This is a genomic window from Halorussus halophilus (assembly GCF_008831545.1).
Lineage (GTDB): Archaea > Halobacteriota > Halobacteria > Halobacteriales > Haladaptataceae > Halorussus > Halorussus halophilus.
In genome coordinates this window covers 2410503-2433056 of the sequence record NZ_CP044523.1, presented here as the reverse complement: position 1 = coordinate 2433056, position 22554 = coordinate 2410503, and the positions used below count along the sequence as shown (strand labels likewise).

Here is a 22554-nt window from a genome sequence, read left to right as displayed (position 1 = left end):
TCCAGACGACCGGACGAGCGAGTTAGTAGCTTGCCATCTCGGAACGGGAAGTGGTCAGAAAAGAGCCAGACCCGACTGCCATCGACGACTGCGGACTCTCGACCTCGAAACGCTCGATGACACGTTCCACCGATGACGCCCGCCCGCCGACCAACCGCCTGGTGGGACTTTCGAAGTGGCCACAGTCACGCTAACTCCCACGATTCGTACCGAGTGCGGGGTTTCGAGACAGTATCCGAGACGGCACCGGAATTTGAATGAGTGCGCAATCTTCAAATTCACGCTCCCCCTACGCGAGGTCGTGAGTACGGACCGTCGAATTACGAGCGTCGATGAGGTCCCCGACGACAGCACGTTCCTCTTCCGAGTCCGAAATTCGGAGACCGACGAGCAGAAGGAAGTGATTCTCCTACGTCTCGGCGGCGAGGAGTCATCCGAGGGCGACGAGGCCGACGACAAACAGACCGACGGCGGCGAGGAGATAGTCGGGTGGTTCAACTACTGCCAGCACTTCACCCACATCAAACTCGACAAGGGCGAGGGCGCGCCGATGCGCGACGGCGAAGTAATCTGTGCGAACCACGGCGCGTGGTTCGAATCCAACACTGGCTACTGCTCGTTCGGTCCCTGTGAGGGCGCGTATCTCAACGAAGTCGAAGTCACTGTCGAAGACGGCGACGTGTACCTCGCGGACGAGGACTACGAGTTCGTTGGTCTTGGCCCCGAGGAGAAAGACGACTTCGACCTCACCTCGAAGTCGAACATCGAGTTCTGAATTTCAGGCGATTTTGTACTCTGGTTCCGAAATCGCCTCGCTCTTGCAGTCGGGGCACCGCGAGGGGCGATTCGCTGGGTCGTCGAAGGCGTCGAAGCCGCAGTCTCGACAGGTCGGCGGTGCGACCAGCAGTTGTTCGTCGCCGTCGTCCAGTGACCGGGCGACGTGCCGGACGTGGTCTACGGCGGACGGAGCGGTGATGTCGAACTCGTTGGCCAGCACACTCGGGGCGGCACTGCGCTCTCGCAGGTGGGCGGCGATTCGTTCGCGGGTCGTCGCGTCGGCCTCGCGCATATCCGGCCGTCGGGACCCCGACGACCAAAACCTTTCTCCCGGCGGTAGGGTTTTGTATAGGGACTCGTATAATTAAGCCGACACGGAGATGAGTGACCCCGACTTCCGGGAAGAGTCTGTGACGAACGCAGACGGCCTTCCGAGCGACGATAGCGACGAGGAGTGCGGGGAACAGGACGTAGACGCCGAGCGCATCGAGCAACGTGGTGGCGGGCAGGCACCTGCCGGTCGTTCCTACGAGAGTCTCACCCAGCACGCCAAACGACTCGAAGCTATCGTTGACAGTAGCTCAGACCCTATCGTCCTCAAAGACTTAGCGGGTCGCTACCAGTTCGTCAACGACGCGGCCGCCGACTACGTCGGTCTCCCGAAGTCCGACATCGTCGGTTCGACCGACCCGGAGTTGTTCGGCGAACCGGGCCGCGAGATTCGACGCTACGAGAAAGCGGTAATGGAGACCGAGACGGACCGGACGTTCGAGGTGACCCTGCCCGGCGAAGACGGCGACGAACGCGTCTTCGAGAACCGAGCGTCGCCGTACTACGACCCAGACGGTGAACTCGCGGGGACGTTCGCCATCTGCAAAGACGTGACCGAGCGGAAGGTTCGAGACCAGACCCTCGAAAGCCAACGCAACGCCCTCGCCACGCTGAACCGAATCAACGAAGTCGTGCGGGCGGTAATCAGCGTCCTCATCGGTGAGGCGAACCGTGAAGAGATAGAGCAAGCAGTCTGTGACCGCATCGTGGAATCGGACCTCTACGAGGTCGCGTGGGTCGGCCAGCCGAACGCCGCGACGGGTGAGATTCGTGGACTCGTCGGCGCGGGGATAGACGACTCGATTCGAAGCCTCGTAGACGGCATCGACGTGAGCGAGGACAGCGACGAAGCGGTAGCGAAAGCCTACCACACGGGCGAGACGCAAGTCGTCGCCAGATTCGGCGACGAGGCGTGGTCCGCGGCGAGCGACCTCCGACAAGACAGCATCGTGGACCAGAGCGACCGCTCGGGCATCGCCGTCCCCATTCGGTACGGGGACACGACCTACGGCGTCCTCGCCGTCGAATCGACCCGTCCGTCCGCGTTCAGTGACCGTGAGGCCGACGCGTTCGACGTGTTGGGCGAACTCATCGGGTTCGCCATCAACGCGGTGATGAACCGCCGACTGGCGCTGTCGGACACCGTCGTCGAACTGGAGTTCGAACTCGACGACCCGAACTCCGTCTACGTCGCGCTCTCTGAACAACTCGGCTGTTCGCTCCGGTTGGAGGGGATGGCGACCGGACCGGACGGGTCGCTCGTATTCTACGACACGATGTGGGGCGCGGACCCCGAGGAACTCATCGCCCTCGCCGCCGAGTGGGACACCGTCGAGAGCGTGCGACTGGTCAGCCAGCACGAAGACGAGTACCTCCTCGAATTCACCGTCTCGGGGTCGTCGTTCGTCCTCACGCTCTCTGAGTACGGCGCGAAGACGAGCGAAGCGATAACCGAACGCGGAACGGCGCGCGTCGTCGCCGAACTCCCTCCCGACACCGACGTTCGAGAGGTGGTCGAACAGGTCCGAGAGGAGTACCCCAGCGCCGAGTTGGTCGCCAAGCGCGAACGAGAGCGCGAAGTCCACACTGCCCGCGAGTTCTGACGGCAGTTGAGCGACCAACTGACCGACGCCCAGCGTCGCGCGCTCCGCTCGTCGTACTTCGCGGGCTACTACGAGTGGCCGCGGGACAGCACGGCCGAAGAAGTCGCCGACTCGCTCGGTATCTCTTCGCCGACGCTCCACCAACACCTCCGAAAAGCCCACCGAGAACTCCTGAGTGCGTTCTTCGCGGAGTAACCTAGCTGTTTAGGCCCACTGTTCTTTGTCGTAGGCGCGTTATACTCCTCCGACGCGTCGGAACAATGAGCGACAAAAGTAAACCAGAGAGGCAGGGGGAAGCGACGAACGGTGTCTCGTCCGTATCGGAACACGATTCGCTTGAGACACCGGAAATCGACGTGCTACTCGAAGCACTCGCGGACCAGCAACGCCGTTGCATCCTCGAACAACTCGTCGAAGCAGACGACGGCGTCGCGACGTTCTCCGAACTCATCGACCGAGTCCTCGCAACGTCTCGTGGCCCGAACGGTAGCCGCGAGCGCGTCGCAACGAGTCTCCATCACCGTCACTTGCCGAAACTCGCCGACGCTGGTCTCGTCGAGTACGACGCACGGAGCGAGACCGCACGCTATCGCGGTGACGCCGTCACCGAACAGTGGCTCGAACTGGCTATCGACCACGAATAACGACTTCTCTGACAGGTTCCAGCGACACGCGACCCGACGCACCGAGTGTTTCAGTGATACTCCGACTGCTTCTGTGATACTCCAACTGCTTCTGTTAGTCTTTACTCGTTCAACCCGCGTCGGTGGATGTGCGAGCGGTCGAAACGAGGGTCTCTCCTACGACTGACTCGGTGAATGAAAAAGGACTTACGCCGGGCCGCCGTCGCCCGAGATATGAAAGCCGTCGTTCTTGCCGGTGGTTACGCGACCCGCCTCTGGCCGATTACGAAGCATCGGCCGAAGATGTTCCTCCCAGTCGGCGACTCGACCGTCATCGACCAGATATTCGCCGAGTTGGAGGCCGACGAGCGCGTGGACGAAGTGTTCGTCTCGACGAACGAACGCTTCGCCGACAGTTTTCGCGACCACTTGGAGAACAGTAGGTTCGAGAAGCCGACGCTCACCGTCGAGGACACGACCGAAGAGGACGAGAAGTTCGGCGTCATCGGCGCGCTCGCGCAACTGTTCGACCGCGAGGACGTCACCGACGACACCATCGTCATCGCGGGCGACAACCTCATCAGCTTCGACGTGGCCGAGTTCATCGACTACTTCCAAGCGAAAGACTCGACCACGCTGGCCGCCTACGACGTTGGCAGTCGAGAACGCGCGAAGTCGTACGGACTAGTCGAACTCGACGGCGACGAAGTCGTTGACTTCCAAGAGAAGCCCGAAGACCCCAAGAGTACGCTCGTCTCCATCGCCTGTTACGCCTTTACCGAGGATACCATTCCGCTGTTGGACGAGTATCTGGAAGACGGGAACAACCCGGACGAACCCGGGTGGCTCATCCAGTGGCTTCACGACCGCCATCCGGTCTACGCGTTCACGTTCGACGGCGCGTGGTACGACATCGGCACGCCCGAGAGCTACCTCGAAGCAGTCTCGTGGAAACTCGACGGTCAGAACCACATCGCAGAGAACGCGAGCGTCGATAACACGACTATCGGCGAGAACGTCCACGTCATGGAAGGCGCGGAACTCGTCAACTCCAGTCTGAACAACACCATCGTCTTCCCGCAAACGACGATTCACGACTGCGACATTCGCAACTCCATCATCGACGAGAAGACTCACGTCGAGAACATGGACCTCGCGGGCGCGCTCATCGGTGCGCACACCCAACTGACGAACGGGGAGTAGCGCGCCAACCCACCTTCAAAACTCTCCAGTTTTCTTACTCACTCAACCGCGCGTCCGTAATCTGCAACGTGCCGCGCGACTCCTCCCATTCGGTCTCGTACTCCAGTTCGATAGGCCGCTCCATGTGCGGGCCGTCGGTCACCAGCGTCTCGAACTCGCCGCCTTCGCCGAGGATGTGGACGCCGTACTCCTCGTGGAGTTCTTCGAGTTCGGCAATCGCTTCCTCGTCCAGCGTCCGACCGAGCCACGATTCGTCCAGTCCGTAGGCCGCCGCGCGGATGATGGTGATTTCGAAGCCAGCGTCTAGCATCTCGTCAGCGAGTTCGCGGGGGTCGCGCTGCCAGAGCGGCGCGAACAGTTCGATGTCGAGTCGCTCGCACATCCCTTCGATGCGACTGGTCTGGTACTCGCTCTCGATTGCACCCGCGGTGACGCCCGCGACGCCGCTGTCAAGTTCGCTATCGAGTTGCGAGATGGCGGCTTCGAGGGGTTCGAGTTCCGCGTCGCCCTGCGTTCCGGAGTCGCCTGCCGAGTCGGCTTCGAAGTCGTCAGGTTCGACCTCCACGAGTTCGATGTCGAGGCTCTCGGCGGCGAGACTCGCCAATCGAGTCGCCGGAACGTGGTACATGTACGAGTCACCCTCCGGGTGGACCGTGACCAGTCGCGACACGTCTAAGCCTTCTTCCAAGGCGCGATAGAGCGCCCACGAGGAGTCCTTCCCGCCGGAGAACAGAGAGAGCCAGTGGCCGTCGCTCATGTGGTCGAGTCGGGAACGAGCGGCTAAATGCCTCGCGGTTTCGCCGGAATACCGCTCGGCAGGTCGAGAGTCTCGCTCCTATTCGACTAACTCCTCTTCCAGCGAGGTCCCAGTCACGTACGACGAGATTCGCACGCCGACGAGACTCAGCACGACGCCGCTCACGACGAACAGCGCGAGGCGCGTGCCGGGCAGGAGCGTGAGTTCTTGGACCGAGAGATTGCCGACTTCGATGTGCGGAATCACGACGGGGTCGATGTACCCCTCGCGTTGAAGGAAGTACGCCGAGAACCCGCGTACGACGAGTCCGACAGCGAGGACGCCGAACGGAAGGTTGAGATACGAGTTTCGCACCTTCTCGTTACGGATGGCCTCGTCCAGCAGGCGACCGGTCGAGGCCGCGAGCGCCGCCCCGGCGAGCCACGGGACGCTGGCGAACGCGAAGGCCATCGCCGGGAGCAAGATACCTTGGGAGGGCGTCGAAGGGTCGGAGACGTGGAGCGCGCCAGCGAACAGACCGACGAGCGAGAGTCCGGCCGCCACGACGTACGTGACGATGGAGACTCGCCCGGAGTACAGCGCGTCCCTGACTTCGCCGGGGAGGTCCGCGAGGTAGTCGTCCACGCCGATTCCCTTGTAGAGGACGAACAGGCCGATGACGGCCGTGATGGACGCCACTGCGATGGCGGGCCCGAATATCATCAGCAGAATCGGGAACGCCAGCATCACCAGTCCGACGGGGACGAGGACGGTCTGGCGTAGCTCCTCGTCGGCGAGGAACTGCTTGAGCAGGTAGTACGTAGACTCGATGTCGCGGGCCTGCCGGACGACCACTCGGTCCACCGCATCGACTTGAATCCGACTCTCGATGATGGGCACCAGTCGCTCGTCTTGGGCACTGTCGATGACGACGATGGCCGAGTCGGGGTCGTGGTCGGTGATGAGTTGGTCGGTCTGTTCGGCGACGGCCCGGTCGCGACCGACCATCGTCTCGGCCGCGCCGGAGATGACCGCGATGGAGACGTCTTCGTCGTCGTCGCGCAGGTCGCGAGCGACTCGCAGGGCTTCGAGCAAACAGTTCACGCTGGAGTCTTCGGGGTCGGCGAGACCGACTTCCGTGACCAGCGACCGGACCGCTTCCCAACCGGAGACCGGCGTCTCTAAGCCCGTCTTCGTTCCGATGTCGTCGTCCCTATCGACGCACACCACCAGCGTACTCATGTCGCGTGGTTGAATCCAGACGGGCGGGGGTTAAATATCTCTCCTTCGCGGTGGTACTGCTCGTTAGAAGTTATAGCAGTTATCGTGGTTTCGGCTACTTCGAAAGCCCTCGGCCGCTCGACTCGGGGGCCTCGCTGCGCTCCTCGCCTCTGCCTGCGGTGCTTACTTCGTCCGCCTTTGCCGAGCGGCCGACCCCTTTCAGTCCCACCCGTCGATTGATTAGTCGAGCGTTCTCGGTGGAAGGTGTCACCGAGCGTCTCGGAGGGGTGTAACCAATCGTCCGTATTCGTGTCTGACCTGCTCGCGCGGCAGAAAACTTACCCTGTATGAATGTGACGTTTCGAGTATGCCCTCCGAAACGACAATCGAGCGGATACGGGAATCGACGTGGTGGCTGGGCACCCGCGCAGGTGCCGTATTTCCGCTGGTCCTCGCCGCTGGCGGGTCGTACTATCTGGCGACCGGGGAACTCGTCGGCCTCTTCGTGCCAGTGGTAGTGCTGGCAATTGCGCTCCCCTGTCTGCTGGTGAATTTCTTCATCCGAGTCGTGACCGAACCGAGCAGTTCCGACGTAAACGAGGCACGGCCGATTACTGAGATTACGGAGAAGTAGACCGTCAATCCCTCGCTGTCTCGGCGGGGTCAACCACTTCCCCCGTCTCCGGAATCACACCAACCCGCTCGCAGATGTCGTACAGCGGGCACGCCTCCGGGCCGTCCAGACAGGCGGGCTTGCGCGCCGAGCAGTACTCGCGGCCGAACTGAATCGAGGCCGTGTGCCCGAACCCACATTTCTCCGCTGGTACCTCCTGCTCTAACACCGCCCGAACCGCCTCGTGGTCGGCGTCGGGCGGCGCGATGCCGAGTCGCCGGTAGATGCGGTGGACGTGCGTATCGACCGGGAAGACGCCGGTCTGGCCACCGGCGAACAGCAGAACGCAGTCCGCGGTCTTCGGACCGACTCCCGAGAAGTCGAGGAGGGCCTCTCGAACTTCCGAAGGCTCCCCCTCTCTGACGAATTCGTCGAACTCGGCGGCGCTCCCATACTCGTCCAGCACGCGCTCGGCGACTCCGCGAAGGACCTCGGCTTTCTGGTTGTAGAGTCCGGCAGAGCGAATCGTGTCGGCGAGTTCGTCGTGACTCGCGTCGGCGAGCGCCGACGCGAGGCCTACATGGTCCTGAGTTCCATACTTTTCCAGGAGCGCGTCGTGGGCCGGTTGACTGGCTTTGTCGCTGGTGTTCTGACTCAGAACCGTGCGCACCAGACACTCGAAGGCGTCCTGTCCGCCGTAGGTCTTCTGCCAGTACAGTTCGCCGAGACGGTCGATGACTTCCTCGGCGCGAGTCGCGGCCTCCCCCGAAGTGAACGTGGCGAACGAACTCGTCTCGGGGTCGCCACCGCTGATGTTCTCGGCGGGTTCGTCGTTCATAGAGGGACTGAGGTGGCTATCGACTTACTCCTCCCGCTCGACTTCCACCGTCACGGTCAACTCTGCGCCATCCGCCAGCGCCGCCACCAAGTCCCTATCGAAGCCCTCCGCTGCAAAGTCCGCCCCGAGCACGAACGTCCGGTCGTCTACGTAGTCGCTGGTGCGGCCGACCATGCTTCGGTCGCTTTGGAAGGTCAACTCGGGGTCGCCGCGACCCGTCACGCGCTCCGTGTAGCCGCCAGCCTCGAACGTCGCCGTAATCGTAGCGTCTTCGTGCTGGCAAGCCGCGACGAACTCCGAATCGAAGTCTGCGGGTGCTTGGTCGGCTTCGATTGCGAGGATGCAGTCGCCCGCGGGCGTCAGAAAGTCGTCGGTCGTTACTTCGAACGTGCTGGCGTGTTCGGCCGAGACGTGTTCGTGGCCGTGTGCGCGAATCGTCTCCTTCATGCAGGGCAGTTCTCGCGGAGAGTACTTCAGGGTCTCCAACTTCGCTCGGCGCGCGGGTCGTCGCTGTCGTCGTTCTTCGTCGCCGTCGAGTTCAGCGCGCGACAGTTACCGTCACCGCGCCGCAGGCACACTCGTAGGCGCGGCGTTCGCCCCCTGCCGTCACCATCACGAGTTGGCAGTCCGCTTCGCGGAGGGTGCGCTCGCAGTTCGAACCGTCACAGACCGCCTGTAGGTTGTCGAGCATACCAGTAGGTGGTCCCGCCATCCTACTTAAATTGAGGGAAGGGCGGAGTGAAAGTGAAAGTGGTCAACTGGTGGACGCAAGAGCTATCAGGGAGGGGTTTAGTTCCACCTGTATGTCTCTGAACGAGTGGACGGGCGCGGCGGTCGAAGCGTCCGCGGGGGACGCGCCACCATCTCCCGAGGAGTGGCACCCAGTGACGGTGCCAGGTCGCCCCGAGCGGTTCGCCGAGGAGGACGCCGTGGCCTACCGAACCCGGTTTTCCGACCCGACCGAGGGTGGCGAACGAGCGACGCTCGAACTTCGCGGGTGCTTCGCCCACGCCCGCATCTGGCTGAACGGCGAACTGCTCGGCGAACACGACACGTACTTCGTGCCCGCCCGGTACCCCCTCGACCTCGATGCCGAGAACGAACTCGTGGTCGTCTGCCGCGCTCCCGACCGATTCGGCGGCGTCTACGCCACCGACGACGTACCCGCGGAGAACGCGGTGCCCGGCATCTGGTGGGCGGCCGACCTCGAAACGCATCCCGAGACGTTCATCGACGACCTGACGCTGACGCCGCGTCGAACCGAGGAGGGAACCGTCATCGACGCCCGGATGGCCGTCGAAGCAGGCGCGGACGTGGACGACCGAATCTCGCTGTCGGTGCGCCCGCAGGGCTTCCGCGGCGGCGGCGTCATGGAGCGCGCACAGGTCGAAGCCGAGGCGGGCGAGCGAGTCGTCGTGGAGAAGGAACTCCACCTGCGCGACCCCGCTTACTGGTGGCCCATCGGATTCGGCCCGCAACACCAGTACGCAGTCCGAGCGCGCCTCGGCGACTCCGAGCGCGTTCGCAAGACGGGCCTCTGCGAGATTACGTACGACGACGGACTCGTCGTAAACGGCCAGCACGTGCCCGCCCGCGGGTTCGGCCTGCTCCCGACCGGCGAGCCGACGTGGGACGTAGAGCGGGCCGCCAACGCGAACGCGAATCTGGTTCGTCCGCGCGCCCACGTGCCGCCCGCCGAGTTCTACGAAGCGTGTGCCGACGCTGGCTTGCTCGTCTGGCAGGACCTGCCGCTCGCTGGTGCAGACAGCTACGACACGGAGCGCGCGAACAACCTCGCCGAAACGCTCGCCGCGAGCGTCGAGCGACACCCGTGTGTGGCCGCGTTCGGCGTCCACGACGAACCGAGCGACCATCTTTCGGGGGTCGGGCCGTCGCGACTCTCCAAGTACAAAGTTCGCTGGCGCGCGTGGCGCGCGGACTACGACGCGAGTGCCGACGACGAAGTGGCCGAGACGTTCGACGGCGCACCGACGTTCCCCGTCTCGGGTGCGCCTGGCATCGACCCCGACGCAGTGCAGGTGTTTCCGGGGTGGCAGTACGGGGACGTCTCGGACCTCGATTGGCTCCTCGACAAGTACGACTGCGGCGACGTAGTCGGCGCGTTCGGGGCAGGCGCACTCGCCTCTGAGGGTGCAATCGAGAGAAAAGACGCCGGAGGTGTCGCTGGCTTCGACGCAGACCTCCACGACGCCTACGTCTCCGGTGGCGTCGAGCAATCACAGTTCTATCAGGCGAAAGTTCTCAAGTCGGCGACCGAGACGCTCCGACGGCGCGGGACGGGCGTGCTGGCGACTGCCGCACTGCGCGATACGGATGCGGCCGCAGGCATGGGCGTGCTGGCCGCCGACGGCACGGAGAAGGCAGGGTACGCCGCGATGGCCGACTCGCTCGAACCGGTGCAAGTCGTCCTCGATGCCTACCCCGAGAGCGGCGACAGTCGGGAACTGACGGTCCTCAACGACACCCACGAGCGTGTCGAGGGGACCGTCGCGTGGGAGGCGGGCAACCGGAGCGGCGGTACGGACGTGGCAGTCGAGCCTTTCCAGCGCGCGAGCGCGGGTACGCTGCGGGTTCCCGACGACGCGGACGCCGTCGAGTTGTCGCTCTCGCTCGGTGACGGGACGGCGACGAACGCCTATCCTTTATAACCTGCCGAGAAGTGTGCCAAGCCATTACACTGCCTCTCGCGGCCGTGTGAACCGTTTCCACGGTTTCCATAGGGGGAAGGTTTAAATATCCGCAGGCTATATTTGCAGTTACCAGAACGCCACCGGCGTTCGACAGCATCGCGCGACAAATGACAGGGAACTATTGTCACCGGTCGATTGCGAGTCGCCGCGAGCGTGGCGTATCGACGCTCGATTCGTTGGAACTACTCCAACGACGGTCGCGTCTCGCGCTCGCTGCTTCGGACGTCTTGGCGGGTATGGAATCGGAGGTTTAACTAAGAATGGTAAGCGTAACAGAAGAGGAACTTCAGAACAAGTCGAAAGGCGAACTAATCAAACTTGCAGGACAGCTCCGCGACCGACGAAACGAGCTGAACCAGAAGGCCAGCAAGCGCGCGTCCAAACGCGACGACCTGAACGCCAAGACCCGAGAGAAGGTCGATGAGGCACAGGAACACCGCGAGAAGCGCGACGAACTGAACGAGCAGGTTCAGGAACACAAAGAGAGCCGCAACGAGCTCAACGCGAAGGCCAACGAACTGTTCGACGAAGTCGAGCAGAAGAAGTCAGACCTCGAACTCGACGAGGGAAAAGACCTCGAAGAGCTCGAAGACGAGATTGAACAGCTCGAGTTCAAGCAGCAGACCGAGGTTCTCTCGACGGAAGACGAGCGCGAACTCATCGAGAAGATCGAGGAGAAGCGCGAAGAGTACCAGCAGCGCAAGGACAAGCTCAACGACAGCGAGGACCTCGAAGGGCTCGTCGAAGAGGCCGAGGAAGTTCGTGCCGAAGCCAGCCGCCACCACGAGAAAGTGACGGAACTCGCGGACAAGGCCCAAGAGCATCACAACCAGATGATCGAGGCCTACCGCGAAGCCGACGAGATTCGTGACGAAGCCGACGAGATGCACGAGAGCTTCGTCGAAGCTCAAGAGTCGGCCGACCAGCACCACGAGGACTTCGTCCGCGTCCAGAAGCGACTGCGCGAACTCGACAAGAAGGAAGAGAAAGAGCGCAAGTCTGAGAAGGCCCAAGAGCGCGAAGAGGCCAAAGAGGAAGCCGAGGAGATCTACCAGCAGTTCAAGGAAGGCGAGACCCTCGACACCGAGGACCTGATGAAGCTCCAGAAGACGGGGCTGCTCTAATCGCGGCGATATAGCGGCATCTTTTCTCTACTTCCCGAAAGTTAACGACCTGTGCGCTCGCAGTCGCTGGTATGCACAGCGGAGTGGATATTCCTATAGACAACGGAGTGGTCAGCCGTGGCCGATAGCCAGTACCGTCTCCAGCGGCTGTTGATAGTAGTCGTGGGCGTCGTCGTCGCGCTCGCGGTCGGTTGGTATCTGTTCCTCGAACGCTCCGACGACCTCGCGGACCTGTTCGGTATGCTTCTCCTACTCGCGACGGTCGTCTTCGGTGCTCGAATCGCGGGCCGCGTCGCTTCGAGCCGATTCCCGAGCTACCAGGTTGCGGAAGTCGCAGTCGAGGGACCGATTACCCGCGACGGCGGCGGTGGTGGACTCCCTGCCAGACCCGGGGGCGCGGCCGCGGACGACGTAGTAGAACAAATCGAACGTGCCGACTACGACGCGGGGGCACAGGCGCTCATCGTTCGTCTGAACACGCCCGGCGGACAGGTCGTCCCAAGCGACGACATCCGACTCGCGGCCCAGCAGTTCGACGGGCCGACGATTGCCTACGCGACCGACACCTGCGCCAGTGGCGGCTACTGGATAGCCAGCGGTTGTGACGCCATCTACGCCCGCGAGGGGAGTATCGTCGGGAGCATCGGTGTCATCGGGTCACGGGTGAACGCGTCGGATCTCGCGGACAAGGTCGGACTGGAGTACGAACGACTCGCCGCGGGCGACTACAAGGACGCCGGAAACTCGCTGAAGGAGATGTCCGACGACGAACGCGAGTACCTGCAAGGCCTCATCGACGGCTACTACGAGGACTTCGTGGACCGCGTGACCGACGGCCGGGACCTCACCGACGAACAAGTCCGGGACACCGAAGCGAAGGTGTACCTCGGTGACGACGCCCAGAGTATCGGTCTCGTGGACGAACTGGGCACGCGAGACGACGTGGAAGACCACATCGCAAGCGAACTGGGCGTCGAGGAGGTCACCGTCCAAGAATTCGAAATCCAGCGCGGCGTGATGGAGCGACTCCGCGGCGGGGCCTCGTCAGTAGCGTACTCATTCGGTGCTGGCGTGGCGAGCGCGCTGGCGGGCGAGCGAGGTGGGGACATGGACGGCTTCGAATTTAAACTGCGGTAGCAGATACGACTTTTCGACCATGGCGCGCGCTGACGAGACCCCGTGTCTCGTCAACTCTCGCGCGAGGGATGAGGACCACAACGCGGAAGCCACGACCCAACGTGGTCGTGGCTTCCGAACCTGAGGACCGCAGTCGGGTGGGGAGGTGTGTGGCAGTCACGTGAACGAAGTGAGTGTGACCTCGTCGGACGCGGTTTGTCCGACGGTGGTCGCGGTGCTGTGCGGTGCGGTTTCTCATTGGTATCGGCGATAGTGCTGTTCTCGTAACCGCCAACAGCTAGCAGTCACATCGTAACGATTCTGTCAACCGCAGTCGTTACTCGTCGCGCCCCACCGACTTTTCACACTCGAACACCAACCACATCGTAATGCCGTCGCCGATGTACGGGTCGTTCGCTGTCGTCACGCTGTTGGTCCTCGGGTTGCTCATGCTGTTGGCCCGTGCGTCGCAGGCGATGCTGGTCGAACCAAGTGAGGAGCCTTCGGGGGACACCACCACGGCACTCCAGGCTCACGAGCAGGCCGAGGGACTACCGGCGACCGGAGCGGCACGACTCGAACAGCACGCGCGGTTGAATCCGTGGGGCGAGAACGAGGCCGAGACGGAGACCCAGCGGTCGCGCGCTGAAGCCCAGCAGCCCCAAACGGAGTCTGCGGACCACTCCACGAAGACCCTGCTCGTCAACGTCGCAGTGAGTCAGGGCTTCTTCGGCGCGGTCCTGCTCGGTGCAGCGTGGTTGGCCAACATCCCGCCCGTCGCGTTCGGGGTGGAATTCGGAACTCCCGCGAGTACTGGCCTCCCAGCGCTCGCGCTCGGTGTCGTCGTAGGCCTGGCGCTCTACGCCGCCAACGAACTGAGCGCGAACGTCGCCGACGAGTGGGGCATCGAGTACGCCGAGGACCTGCGCGAGCAACTGGCCCCAGACAGTGTCGGTGGCTGGGTTCTCCTGCTCGCGGTCGTTCTGCCCATCATCGCGGCCTTCGAGGAACTGCTCTTTCGCGCGGCACTGGTCGGCGTGTTCTCCGCTGGTCTCGGTGTCTCGCCGTGGTTGCTCGCGGTCGTCTCGACACTCGCGTTCGCGCTCGGCCACGGCGCGCAGGGACCGGCCGGAATCGCAGTGACGGGCCTGCTCGGGTTCGTGCTGGCGGCGGTGTTCATCGTCACGGAAAGTCTGCTGGTCGTCGTGGTGGCTCACTACCTCGTCAACGCGCTGGAGTTCGTCGTCCACGAGGGATTGGGCGTCGAGTGGGGTCGAGACGGTAGCGAGAGCGCCGCAGGAAAGTAGCGCGACCGAAACACTTTCTCGGGCACAAATCAGAGTAGTGGACAATGAAGCAGTCCGACGAGACGGGAACTGAGACGGACTCAGTGTTCGGCTTCATTGCGGGCGTCTACGCCGCCGCGGTGCTCGCGCCAGCAGTGACGATTCTCGCGGCTGTCGGCGTCTCCGAGAATCCTGCCACGCTTTTCTTTAGCTTCTTGGGGTCGGTTATCGTCTTCGCGGGATTCGTCGGGTGGCAAGCCCGCCAAGAGTCGGTCGCGGTTCGACTCGGCCGCACGAAGTGGATTTGGCTCGCAGTCGTCGCGCCGTTCGGTTACGGCGTGCTGATGTTCGTCGTCATCGCCGCCGGACTCCGCGGCGCGGCCGTCGGCGTCTCGATGGCCGGGATGATAGCGGGCATGATTACGGGCATGGGGTTCGCAGTAGCCGCGCAGAACCGCTACGCGAGGGCGACGCTCAGCGGGAGCGAGGAGTACGTCCGGTTCACGGCGAGTGCGCCGAAGCGTGACCGGCGGTTGGTGATGTGGAGTATCGCCGTGTTCGTGGTCGTCGGCCTCGCCGGGATGGTCGCCTCGGTCGTCGCCGACTTCGAACTCGGAGAGGATCTCTACCTCTTGCTTCCGATTTCAGGTGGACTGCTCGGTGCGACGACGACGAAGACCTTCGCCGTCACCGACGCCGGGTTCCTCACCGACCAGCGAGTCCACAAGAACCTCCAGTCGTGGGACGACTTCGAGGGGTTCTCGGTGCGCGAGGACGCCGTTATCTTACGTCGTGCTGGCTGGTCGGCGTTCGGACTGCGAGACATTCGCCGCGACGCGGCCGACATCGAAGACGTGGACGAACTTGCGGAGGCGCTGGAACGGTTTCTGCCGCGAGAGTGACCCTCGAACGCGATTTCGCGTATCTTCACTGACGAACCGGCGCGCGCTGACGAGACCTTGTGTCTCGTCACGTCGCGCGAGGTCTTCGTGAACGCAGTGACCGAAGTCGTTCGAAAGGGCGAAGCCCTTTCGTGATGTTGTCAGACTACGTCTGACAGCTTGCAGGACCTCCGGTCCTGCAATGCCGAAAACCTTCGGTTTTCGAGCAACTCGGCAGACGCGGTTCGTCTGCCGGTGGATGACTGAAGGAGCGAGCGACAGCGAGCGAATGAAGGAATCGGTTGGGGAGGCGTGTGGCTCATGCGGATGCGGTGGCGGTGCGGAAGTCGTACCCGCACGAAGTAGACGCGAGAAATCTGGCCGTCTCGCGGCCAGATTTCTCGACGTCGGTTTTTGGTCCAGACTTTTCTCGGAGTGGTGGCAAGGGGCGCGGAACGCGCCGTTGCCACCCGATTCGAAAAAAGGTGGTTGTAGAAAGTTACTTTGCATCGGCCCGCAATTTTTGCGGTATATGGACACGCTCGAAGACGTGGACGAGGTCGTCCACGAACCGAGTCAGGAGTTCGTGGAATCGACCAACGTCTACCAGTTCATGCAGGAACACGGTATCGAGGACTACGACGAACTCATCGAGCGGACCACCTCGGAGATGCCGGGCGTCGAGGAGTCGGGCGTCGAGTGGTTCTGGGACGAACTCGTGGACTACCTCGGCATCGACTTCTACGAGGACTACGACACCATCCGAGACGACAGCGAGGGACCACAGTTCTCGAAGTGGTACGACGGGGGCGAGTTGAACATCGCACACAACGTCGTGGACCGCCACGCCGCACCGGACAGCGAGACCCGCAACAAGGTCGCCACCATCTGGGAGGGCGAGGACGGCGAAGTCCGGGAAATCACTTACCACGAACTCCACCGCCAGTCCAACAAGGTCGCCAACGCGCTGGAGGAGCGCGGCATCGAAGCGGGCGACTCCGTCGGGCTCTACATGCCGATGGTACCGGAAGTCGTCTCGATTCTCTACGGAGCGTTCAAGGTCGGCGCAATCGCGGTCCCCATCTTCTCCGGGTTCGGCGTCGAAGCGACCGCCACGCGAATCGAGGACCCCGAGTGTGAGGTCCTCTTCACGGCAGACGGTTTCTATCGACGCGGCAGCGAGGTGTTGCTGAAAGACACTGCCGACGAGGCAATCGACGAGGCGGGCCACGTCGAACACACTATCGTCTACGAGCGACTCGGCCACATCCACAGCGACGAGGCGTCGCTGACGTGGCGCAACCGAGACGAGTCGTGGGACGACGCCGTCGAGAGCCAATCGGACGAGTACGAGACGAAGTCGATGGATTCCCGAGAGGAGTCGATGCTGCTGTACTCCTCGGGGACGACGGGCAAGCCGAAGGGCATCGTCCACACCCACTCCGGCGCGCTGATGCAGGCCGCCAAGGAGATTCACTTCGGCTTCGACCAGAAGCCGAGCGACCGCTTCTTCTGGGTCAGCGACATCGGGTGGATGATGGGACCGTGGACGCTCATCGGCAACCACGCCTTCGGCGGGACTATCTTCATGTACGAGGGCGCGCCTGACCACCCCGAACCCGACCGCTTCTGGGAAATGATAGACCGCCATAGCCTGACGCAGTTCGGCATCTCGCCGACGGCGATTCGCGCCCTGCGAAAATACGGCGACGAGTGGCTGGAGGGTCACGACCTCTCGACGCTCCGCCTGCTCGGTTCGACCGGCGAACCGTGGGACCCCGAGTCGTGGAACTGGTTCTACGAGAACGTCGGCAACAGCGAGGCACCCATCATCAACATTTCTGGTGGTACGGAAATCATGGGCTGTTTCCTCATGCCGTTGCCGATTCAGTCGCTCAAACCCTGTACGCTCGGCGGGCCGGGACTCGGCATGGACATCGACATCGTGGACTCCCAAGGCGAGTCAATCGCCGACACGCACGAACGAGGCTTCCTCGTCGCGCGTGACTCCTGTCCGTCGATGACCAAGAGTCTCTGGAGCGGCGACGAACGCTACCTGGAGGAGTACTGGTCTACCTTCCGAGACCCGCCGATGTGGGACCACGGCGACTGGGCACAGAAGGACGAAGACGGTTTCTGGTTCCTCCACGGGCGCGCGGACGACGCCATCAACGTGGCAGGGCGCAAAGTCGGCCCCGCCGAAGTCGAAGGTGCGCTCATCGACCACGCCGCAGTGAATCAGGCCGCCGCCGTCGGCGTGCCGGACGACACGACCGGCCAAGCAGTCGTCGCCTACGTCATCCTCGAAGACGACTACGACGTGAGCGACGACCTGCGCGAGGAACTGCGCGAACAGGTTGGGGCCGAACTCGGCAAACCGTTCAGACCCCGCGAAATCCTGTTCGTAGACGAGTTCCCGAAAACGCAGTCGGGCAAAATCATCCGGCGCGCCATCGAGGCAACCTACACGGGCGAAGATTTGGGTGACATGAGCAGCATCGAGAACCCCGAGGCACTGGACAGGCTGGAAGACGCGGAGTAAGGCGACACAGCGAGCGATTACGCTCGGCTAACCAATCTACGGGGTGGGGTATGAAAGGGGCCGCACGCTCGCGTCCGGAGGACGTGGTGGTCTGGGCGGGCCCTATTCTGGCCGGGTTGTGCGGAGAGGCCAGAATATCCCGGCCAGCGACCGCGAGCGTGCGGGGGCTTTCTACGAGGTTACAATCATCGCCCATTCTGCGGTCCGCAAAATCGTCACAATCACTCAAATACGATCTCTTACTCACCGATCCACTCCTCGCGGAGCAGTCCGAAGACCAACTCGTCGCGGTACGCACCCTCCACGAAGACATGGTCACGCAGCGCCGCTTCCTGCTCGAAGCCGAGCCGTTCCAGCAGTGCTTGCGACGGTTCGTTGTGCGAGAAGACGCGGGCCTGCACGCCGCGCTTGTAGTGGCTGTCGAAGAAGTAATCGAGCAGGACGGTCATCGCTTCGGTGGCGTAGCCCTCGCCCTGATAGTCGGGGAGGAGCCAGTAGGACAACAGCGGTCGGTCCCAGTGGAGTTTCATGACGTTGACCATGCCGATTGGCGTCGTTTCGGTGCTGTCCTCGTCACTTTCGGAGTTGTCCTCGTCACTCTTGGTGTCTCCGTCGCCCTCCGTCCCGTCTGCATCTTCCGAATCGAGACAGACGAACAGGTTGACGCTGTCGTCGCCCTCTATCCACTCTTCGATGCTCTCTTCGATTTGGATCTCGTTTTCGGGGAACGGCATCCCGAGCGGCCCCGCGACCTCCGGATGGTTCCGGCCGCGCTGGAGGAACTCGGTGTCCTCGCGCTCGATGGTCCTGAGCGTCACTCGGTCGCCGCGCTCGAAGACGACGCCGGACATTATTCTCCACTCTCCCACTCCTCGCGGAGCAGTCCGTAGTGAACGGTGTCACGATGCTCCCCGCGGACGAAACGGTCCTCGCGGAGTCTACCTTCGCGCTCGAAGCCGAGTCGTTCGAGCAGTTTCCACGACGCCTCGTTGTAGGCGTAGGCTTGCGCGTACAGCCCTCGAACGTCGTACGTCTCGAAGCAGAACTCGATTAGCAGGCTAACTGCTTCGGTAGCGTACCCTTCGCCGTGGAACTCTGGGAGTAGCCAGTAGGAGAGTTCGGGCCGCGTTCGGTCGAGGTCCATCGCCACGACCTGCCCGACGGGTGTGCCATCGACGGATGCGACGAAGTTTACGCACGCTTCGTTCTCGACTTTCTCCTCGAAGTACGACTCGACCTGCGTGCCGTTTTCGGGGTGGCTGAGACCGACGGGAACGCGTACCGCCGGGTCGTTGTGCGCGCGCTGGACGAATTCCTCGTCCTCGCGCTCGACCGTTCTGAGAGCGAGGGTGTCGCCCTCGCGGTAGACTGGTCCGGGCATGGTTCGACCGTCGAAGCCCCGCCGTAAAGCGGTTTCCTGAACGGCAATTCTGTAGAATTACTGTCACTCAAACAGTTTCTGCTCGCGCTCGATTGCTTCGATTTCGGCGACCGCTTCGGCATCGAGCGAGAGGTCGAGCGCCGCGAGATTCTGCTGGAGATGCGTCTCGCTCGAAGAGCGTGGAATCGGGACGACGGACTCTTTCCCTGCCAACCACGCCAGACTGACCTGTGCGGCCGTGGCGTCGTACTTCGCGGCGACCGACTGGATTTCTGGCTGGTCGAACACCTTCCCCTGTGCCAGCGGCGAGTACGCGACGAGCGCGTAGTCGTGGCGTCGGGCGTCCGCCAGCAGTTCCTCTTGTCGGTAGAACGGGTGCATCTCCACTTGATTGGCGAGCAGCGGCGCGTCGAGAATCTCGCGGGCCTCCGCAACCTCCGCTACCGAGAAGTTGCTCACCCCGACGCCACGAATCCGACCGTCGGCGTAGAGTTCGTCGAACGCCGCGAGCGTCTCCTCGGGGTCGTAGGTGTCGATAGGTCGGTGGACGTACAGCAGGTCGAGATACTCGACGCCGAGTTTGTCGAGACTCGCTTCAGTACTCGACAGCACGTCGTCGTACGCGAGATTGTCAGCCCACACCTTGGTCGCGAGCGAGAGGTCTTCTCGCGGTGCGTCCGCGCGTTCGATACCTTCGCCGACGACGCGCTCGTTCTCGTAAATCTGGGCGGTGTCGAGGTGGCGATAGCCCAGTTCGATTGCCGTGGCGATGCTGTCTGGGTCGTCGATACCCATCGTCCCCAGTCCGACTTGAGGTTCGAAGTCGAGCGTCGAGTTCTCGGCCATGTGCTGTCGTACGCGTCAGGCTACTAAGTCCCCGATGGACCGTCGCCGCGACGTACTATCTGCGAGTAGTTCGAGAAAACGAAGCGGTCGTGTTCGCTACGCACAGCAGGGCGGATCGACACTACAGCCGCAGTCTAAGTCGGTCACGTCACAGTCGTAGGTCCCATCGGGGAGCAGACAGCAGTCTTCTTGCTTTTTCACCTTGTAGTCGGCAGTTCCTTCAGAGTATCGACACGTACAGCAGACTTCGTCGCTACAGTAGGTGCTCGACGAACAGTCTGCCTCGATGCCCACGTCCCCGTCGAAGTCGTGGACCACCTGTCGGCCGTCGTCGGTATCGACCAGCGCGTAGGTGTTCTGTGTCTCCGGTTGGTGATAGAGGCCGATATCGTAGCCGTTCGAGCGGGTCGTCGCCATGACGTGGGCGGTTTCGGTACCGTCGTGGTCGAGAGTGGTCGTCGCTACGCCGACCCGGTCGTCGGCCGGGTCGAGAACGTCGTCGTAGGTCGTTTCGAGGTCGAACGCCGAGAGCGTCGGACTGTCCAGATAGCCGTGGTCGGCCAACGTCTCCAGCACTCGTCCAGTTCCGTCGTCGAGTGCCGACTCGACGGTAAACGAATCCGCGTACCGCGATGCTAACTCTGCGTGGACCGCGCCGTCGATGTCGCTCGTAATCGTTTCGGGGTCGTATTTTTGGACTGCCTCGGAGTGTGACGACTCCGCGACTTCACGAGCGACGCCGTCCACTTGTGCGTTGGAGTCGGTTGCAGTCGTAGTTCCCATGAAACTGAACGAGGCCCCAGCGGCGGCGGTCGTTCGAAGGACGCTTCGGCGACTGACTGTATTTTCGTTCGGCATACGATGTAACTATAATGTCAATAACGGATAAAATTTGGTGCTGGATAACACACCGCGTGCTACGGCGACCGAATCACGGCCTCGTTGCCGTCGAAGTCAGTCGTTCAATACGTCTTTCGCTCGGATAGTTCGGCGCTCGGGTGCGGTGTCAGTACCAACAGCGAAGTCACCGGTTTCCTCGTCGCCCGGAAACAGCACTGTCGCGCCAGCGAGCAGCGGTGCGAGGACGCCCGCAACGACCGTTCCCGGCTTGGCGAGCGAGTCGCGGACCGCGACTCGCTCGTCCGATTCGAGGTCCCACTCGTCCGCAATCTCTCTGGCACCGCTCAGCAGTTCAGCATGTGTGAACTCACGCTCGTCGCCGACGAGCGCGACCGTCTCAGAATCGAGTGGCGTCTCCGGAAACGTGGGATTCTCGCTCCACACGTCGCGCTCGAAGTGCGCGACTGCCGGGTCGTCTGGCGGGCCACCGTAGGCGACTCGCTGGCCACCTGCGGGGAGGTCGTACGATTCGGCTGATTCCACTGGGGCGACGACGACCCGTGCATTTGTCTCTCGTTCGGGACCGAACTGGGTCTCCGCGCTGAGCATCGCCGCACCGAGGAACGAGAAGAGGACTTCGGGTGCGTGGTCGTCGGCGACGGCGACGGTTGCCTCTTCGTGCACCCCTAATCTACGGAAGAAGTTTCCCGTCTTCCACGTCGTGGTACAGAATCGATGATAATCGTAGCTCCGACCGTCGTGGGTCACGACTGCGACTTCGTCGCTTCGTCGCTCTCGCGCTACGAGGTCCCCGAGCGTCTCCATGGCTGGCGATTTGCCTGCGATGGTCAAAGGGTCGCCGATTCTCCCGAAGTATTATGTCAGTAATGCCGGTACTGTCGTGGTGTGTCAAACGGACAACTATCAGGGTCGCTCGCGCGTCGGTGCTACGACCGCACGGTCTCGTATCTGCGAGAGTTCGCTCTCGTCACCGCGTACGTCGCCCTTTCGGTCTGTATCGTCGTTCCGCCACTGGTCGGCACCGGCGCGGCACTGTTCTGGGGGGCCGCGAACCTCGGTATGGAGGGGACCCTCCGGACGGCCTACTTCGCCGCTGGCGTCGTCGCTATCATGGTCGAGTTCTCTCTCCTCCGGAAAATCGTGCTGGGACTGAGCAGTGCGATGCTCGGCGAGACGCGTGAGATGGCAATCAATTAGGGTATCGAGACATCTTCGAGCCAGCACATAATTGTTAACAATCCCCGTGGTGTGGCTCTGTCGGGTGAGAACATGAGCGATACCGAGATTTCGGGGTACACCTACGGCGAGGACTCGGTGGCCGAATCACCACTCAGCATGGCGGAGTTCGAGAAACTGAAACAGACGGTGATGTGGTCCGAGGAGGACGAAGAGCACCTCCGAATGGCGGGCGACGTACTCGACGGCCAGATAGACGACGTGCTGGAACTCTGGTACGGGTTCGTCGGCGACCACGACTTCCTGTTGGAGTACTTCAGCACGCCCGAAGGCGAACCTATCGACGAGTATCTTGACCGTGTGCGTGCGCGATTCGGCCAGTGGATTCGAGACACCTGCGACCCGCCGTACGACGAAGACTGGCTAAACTATCAGCAGGAAATCGCGCTCCGACACCACCGCACGAAGAAGAACCAGACCGACGACGCCGAATCGGTGCCGATAATTCACTTCCGATACATGACGGCGTTCGTCTACCCGATTACGGCGACGATTCGACAGTTTCTGGAGAACAGCGACCACGACGCCGAAACCGTCGAAAAGATGTACGACGCGTGGTTCAAGTCGGTCGTTCTGCAAGTCACACTCTGGAGCTATCCGTACGTGAAAGACGGCGACTTCTGAG

25 protein-coding genes are annotated in these 22554 nt (G+C 62.6%); 14 read left to right on the top strand and 11 right to left on the bottom strand.

Annotation, left to right across the window (positions count from 1 at the left end; all coding sequences use genetic code 11):
• Nucleotides 1–301 precede the first annotated feature (301 nt).
• Entirely contained in the window at nt 302–775 is a 474-nt protein-coding gene (locus F7R90_RS12110; protein ID WP_158057682.1) for a Rieske (2Fe-2S) protein, read from the top strand.
• A gap of 3 nt (nt 776–778) precedes the next feature.
• On the opposite strand, the gene F7R90_RS12105 is transcribed toward F7R90_RS12110, so the two are convergent.
• Nucleotides 779–1069, bottom strand: a complete 291-nt coding sequence (locus F7R90_RS12105) for a transcriptional regulator (protein WP_158057681.1) — start codon at nt 1067–1069, stop codon at nt 779–781.
• Between the two features lie 88 nt (nt 1070–1157).
• Here F7R90_RS12105 and F7R90_RS12100 point away from each other — a divergent pair, with 88 nt between their 5' ends.
• From F7R90_RS12100 to F7R90_RS12085, 4 genes are all read left to right on the top strand, one after another.
• Nucleotides 1158–2711 carry a bacterio-opsin activator domain-containing protein gene (locus F7R90_RS12100; RefSeq protein WP_158057680.1) on the top strand — a complete coding sequence of 518 codons (1554 nt, stop codon included), beginning with the start codon at nt 1158–1160 and terminating at the stop codon, nt 2709–2711.
• Between the two features lie 6 nt (nt 2712–2717).
• Nucleotides 2718–2906, top strand: a complete 189-nt coding sequence (locus F7R90_RS12095; RefSeq protein WP_158057679.1) for a helix-turn-helix domain-containing protein — start codon at nt 2718–2720, stop codon at nt 2904–2906.
• Between the two features lie 65 nt (nt 2907–2971).
• On the top strand, nt 2972–3355 hold the full coding sequence (locus tag F7R90_RS12090) for a DUF7344 domain-containing protein (RefSeq protein WP_225741162.1): 384 nt from the start codon (nt 2972–2974) through the stop codon (nt 3353–3355).
• A gap of 213 nt (nt 3356–3568) precedes the next feature.
• Entirely contained in the window at nt 3569–4537 is a 969-nt protein-coding gene (locus F7R90_RS12085) for a sugar phosphate nucleotidyltransferase (RefSeq protein WP_158057678.1), read from the top strand.
• Between the two features lie 34 nt (nt 4538–4571).
• On the opposite strand, the gene F7R90_RS12080 is transcribed toward F7R90_RS12085, so the two are convergent.
• Together F7R90_RS12080 and F7R90_RS12075 are read right to left on the bottom strand one after the other, a co-directional pair.
• Entirely contained in the window at nt 4572–5294 is a 723-nt protein-coding gene (locus F7R90_RS12080) for a diphthine--ammonia ligase (protein WP_158057677.1), read from the bottom strand.
• 78 nt (nt 5295–5372) lie between these two features.
• Entirely contained in the window at nt 5373–6515 is a 1143-nt protein-coding gene (locus tag F7R90_RS12075) for a DUF373 family protein (RefSeq protein WP_192498301.1), read from the bottom strand.
• Between the two features lie 346 nt (nt 6516–6861).
• Here F7R90_RS12075 and F7R90_RS12070 point away from each other — a divergent pair, with 346 nt between their 5' ends.
• Nucleotides 6862–7128 (top strand): hypothetical protein, encoded by a 267-nt coding sequence (locus F7R90_RS12070; protein WP_158057676.1) that lies wholly within the window; start codon nt 6862–6864, stop codon nt 7126–7128.
• A 4-nt stretch (nt 7129–7132) separates the two neighbouring features.
• On the opposite strand, the gene F7R90_RS12065 is transcribed toward F7R90_RS12070, so the two are convergent.
• From F7R90_RS12065 to F7R90_RS22220, 3 genes are all read right to left on the bottom strand, one after another.
• The gene (locus F7R90_RS12065; protein WP_158057675.1) at nt 7133–7945 is read right to left on the bottom strand and encodes an endonuclease III domain-containing protein; all 813 of its coding nucleotides are present in this window, start codon (nt 7943–7945) and stop codon (nt 7133–7135) included.
• 24 nt (nt 7946–7969) lie between these two features.
• Nucleotides 7970–8392, bottom strand: coding sequence for a DUF371 domain-containing protein (locus F7R90_RS12060; protein WP_158057674.1), 423 nt, complete (start codon nt 8390–8392; stop codon nt 7970–7972).
• Nucleotides 8393–8483: 91 nt separating this feature from the next.
• Nucleotides 8484–8636 (bottom strand): hypothetical protein, encoded by a 153-nt coding sequence (locus F7R90_RS22220; protein ID WP_192498300.1) that lies wholly within the window; start codon nt 8634–8636, stop codon nt 8484–8486.
• Nucleotides 8637–8748: 112 nt separating this feature from the next.
• On the opposite strand from F7R90_RS22220, the gene F7R90_RS12055 reads away from it, so the two are divergent.
• From F7R90_RS12055 to F7R90_RS12030, 6 genes are all read left to right on the top strand, one after another.
• Complete coding sequence (locus tag F7R90_RS12055; protein ID WP_158057673.1) at nt 8749–10614, top strand: glycoside hydrolase family 2 protein; 1866 nt, start codon at nt 8749–8751, stop codon at nt 10612–10614.
• Nucleotides 10615–10916: 302 nt separating this feature from the next.
• Nucleotides 10917–11780 (top strand): coiled-coil protein, encoded by an 864-nt coding sequence (locus tag F7R90_RS12050; protein ID WP_158057672.1) that lies wholly within the window; start codon nt 10917–10919, stop codon nt 11778–11780.
• A gap of 117 nt (nt 11781–11897) precedes the next feature.
• Complete coding sequence (sppA, locus tag F7R90_RS12045) at nt 11898–12917, top strand: signal peptide peptidase SppA (protein ID WP_158057671.1); 1020 nt, start codon at nt 11898–11900, stop codon at nt 12915–12917.
• A 368-nt stretch (nt 12918–13285) separates the two neighbouring features.
• Nucleotides 13286–14203 (top strand): CPBP family intramembrane glutamic endopeptidase, encoded by a 918-nt coding sequence (locus F7R90_RS12040; protein WP_158057670.1) that lies wholly within the window; start codon nt 13286–13288, stop codon nt 14201–14203.
• Between the two features lie 44 nt (nt 14204–14247).
• Complete coding sequence (locus tag F7R90_RS12035) at nt 14248–15084, top strand: hypothetical protein (RefSeq protein WP_158057669.1); 837 nt, start codon at nt 14248–14250, stop codon at nt 15082–15084.
• A 511-nt stretch (nt 15085–15595) separates the two neighbouring features.
• The gene (locus F7R90_RS12030; protein ID WP_158057668.1) at nt 15596–17605 is read left to right on the top strand and encodes an AMP-binding protein; all 2010 of its coding nucleotides are present in this window, start codon (nt 15596–15598) and stop codon (nt 17603–17605) included.
• Between the two features lie 239 nt (nt 17606–17844).
• Here the strand turns inward: F7R90_RS12030 and F7R90_RS12025 are convergent, their stop codons facing one another.
• The 5 genes from F7R90_RS12025 to F7R90_RS12005 all read right to left on the bottom strand — a co-directional run bounded on the left by F7R90_RS12025 (nt 17845) and on the right by F7R90_RS12005 (nt 21497).
• Nucleotides 17845–18456 (bottom strand): GNAT family N-acetyltransferase, encoded by a 612-nt coding sequence (locus tag F7R90_RS12025; RefSeq protein WP_158057667.1) that lies wholly within the window; start codon nt 18454–18456, stop codon nt 17845–17847.
• Nucleotides 18456–18986, bottom strand: a complete 531-nt coding sequence (locus F7R90_RS12020) for a GNAT family N-acetyltransferase (protein ID WP_158057666.1) — start codon at nt 18984–18986, stop codon at nt 18456–18458. The genes F7R90_RS12025 and F7R90_RS12020 overlap by 1 nt, the downstream gene beginning before the upstream one ends.
• A gap of 63 nt (nt 18987–19049) precedes the next feature.
• The gene (locus F7R90_RS12015) at nt 19050–19832 is read right to left on the bottom strand and encodes an aldo/keto reductase (protein ID WP_158057665.1); all 783 of its coding nucleotides are present in this window, start codon (nt 19830–19832) and stop codon (nt 19050–19052) included.
• 96 nt (nt 19833–19928) lie between these two features.
• Complete coding sequence (locus F7R90_RS12010; RefSeq protein ID WP_158057664.1) at nt 19929–20690, bottom strand: hypothetical protein; 762 nt, start codon at nt 20688–20690, stop codon at nt 19929–19931.
• Between the two features lie 96 nt (nt 20691–20786).
• Nucleotides 20787–21497, bottom strand: a complete 711-nt coding sequence (locus F7R90_RS12005) for an acyl-CoA synthetase family protein (protein ID WP_158057663.1) — start codon at nt 21495–21497, stop codon at nt 20787–20789.
• Between the two features lie 81 nt (nt 21498–21578).
• Between F7R90_RS12005 and F7R90_RS12000 the strand changes: the two genes are divergently transcribed.
• Together F7R90_RS12000 and F7R90_RS11995 are read left to right on the top strand one after the other, a co-directional pair.
• Nucleotides 21579–21890 carry a hypothetical protein gene (locus F7R90_RS12000; RefSeq protein ID WP_158057662.1) on the top strand — a complete coding sequence of 104 codons (312 nt, stop codon included), beginning with the start codon at nt 21579–21581 and terminating at the stop codon, nt 21888–21890.
• Between the two features lie 72 nt (nt 21891–21962).
• Entirely contained in the window at nt 21963–22553 is a 591-nt protein-coding gene (locus F7R90_RS11995) for a protoglobin domain-containing protein (RefSeq protein ID WP_158057661.1), read from the top strand.
• Nucleotide 22554 lies beyond the last annotated feature (1 nt).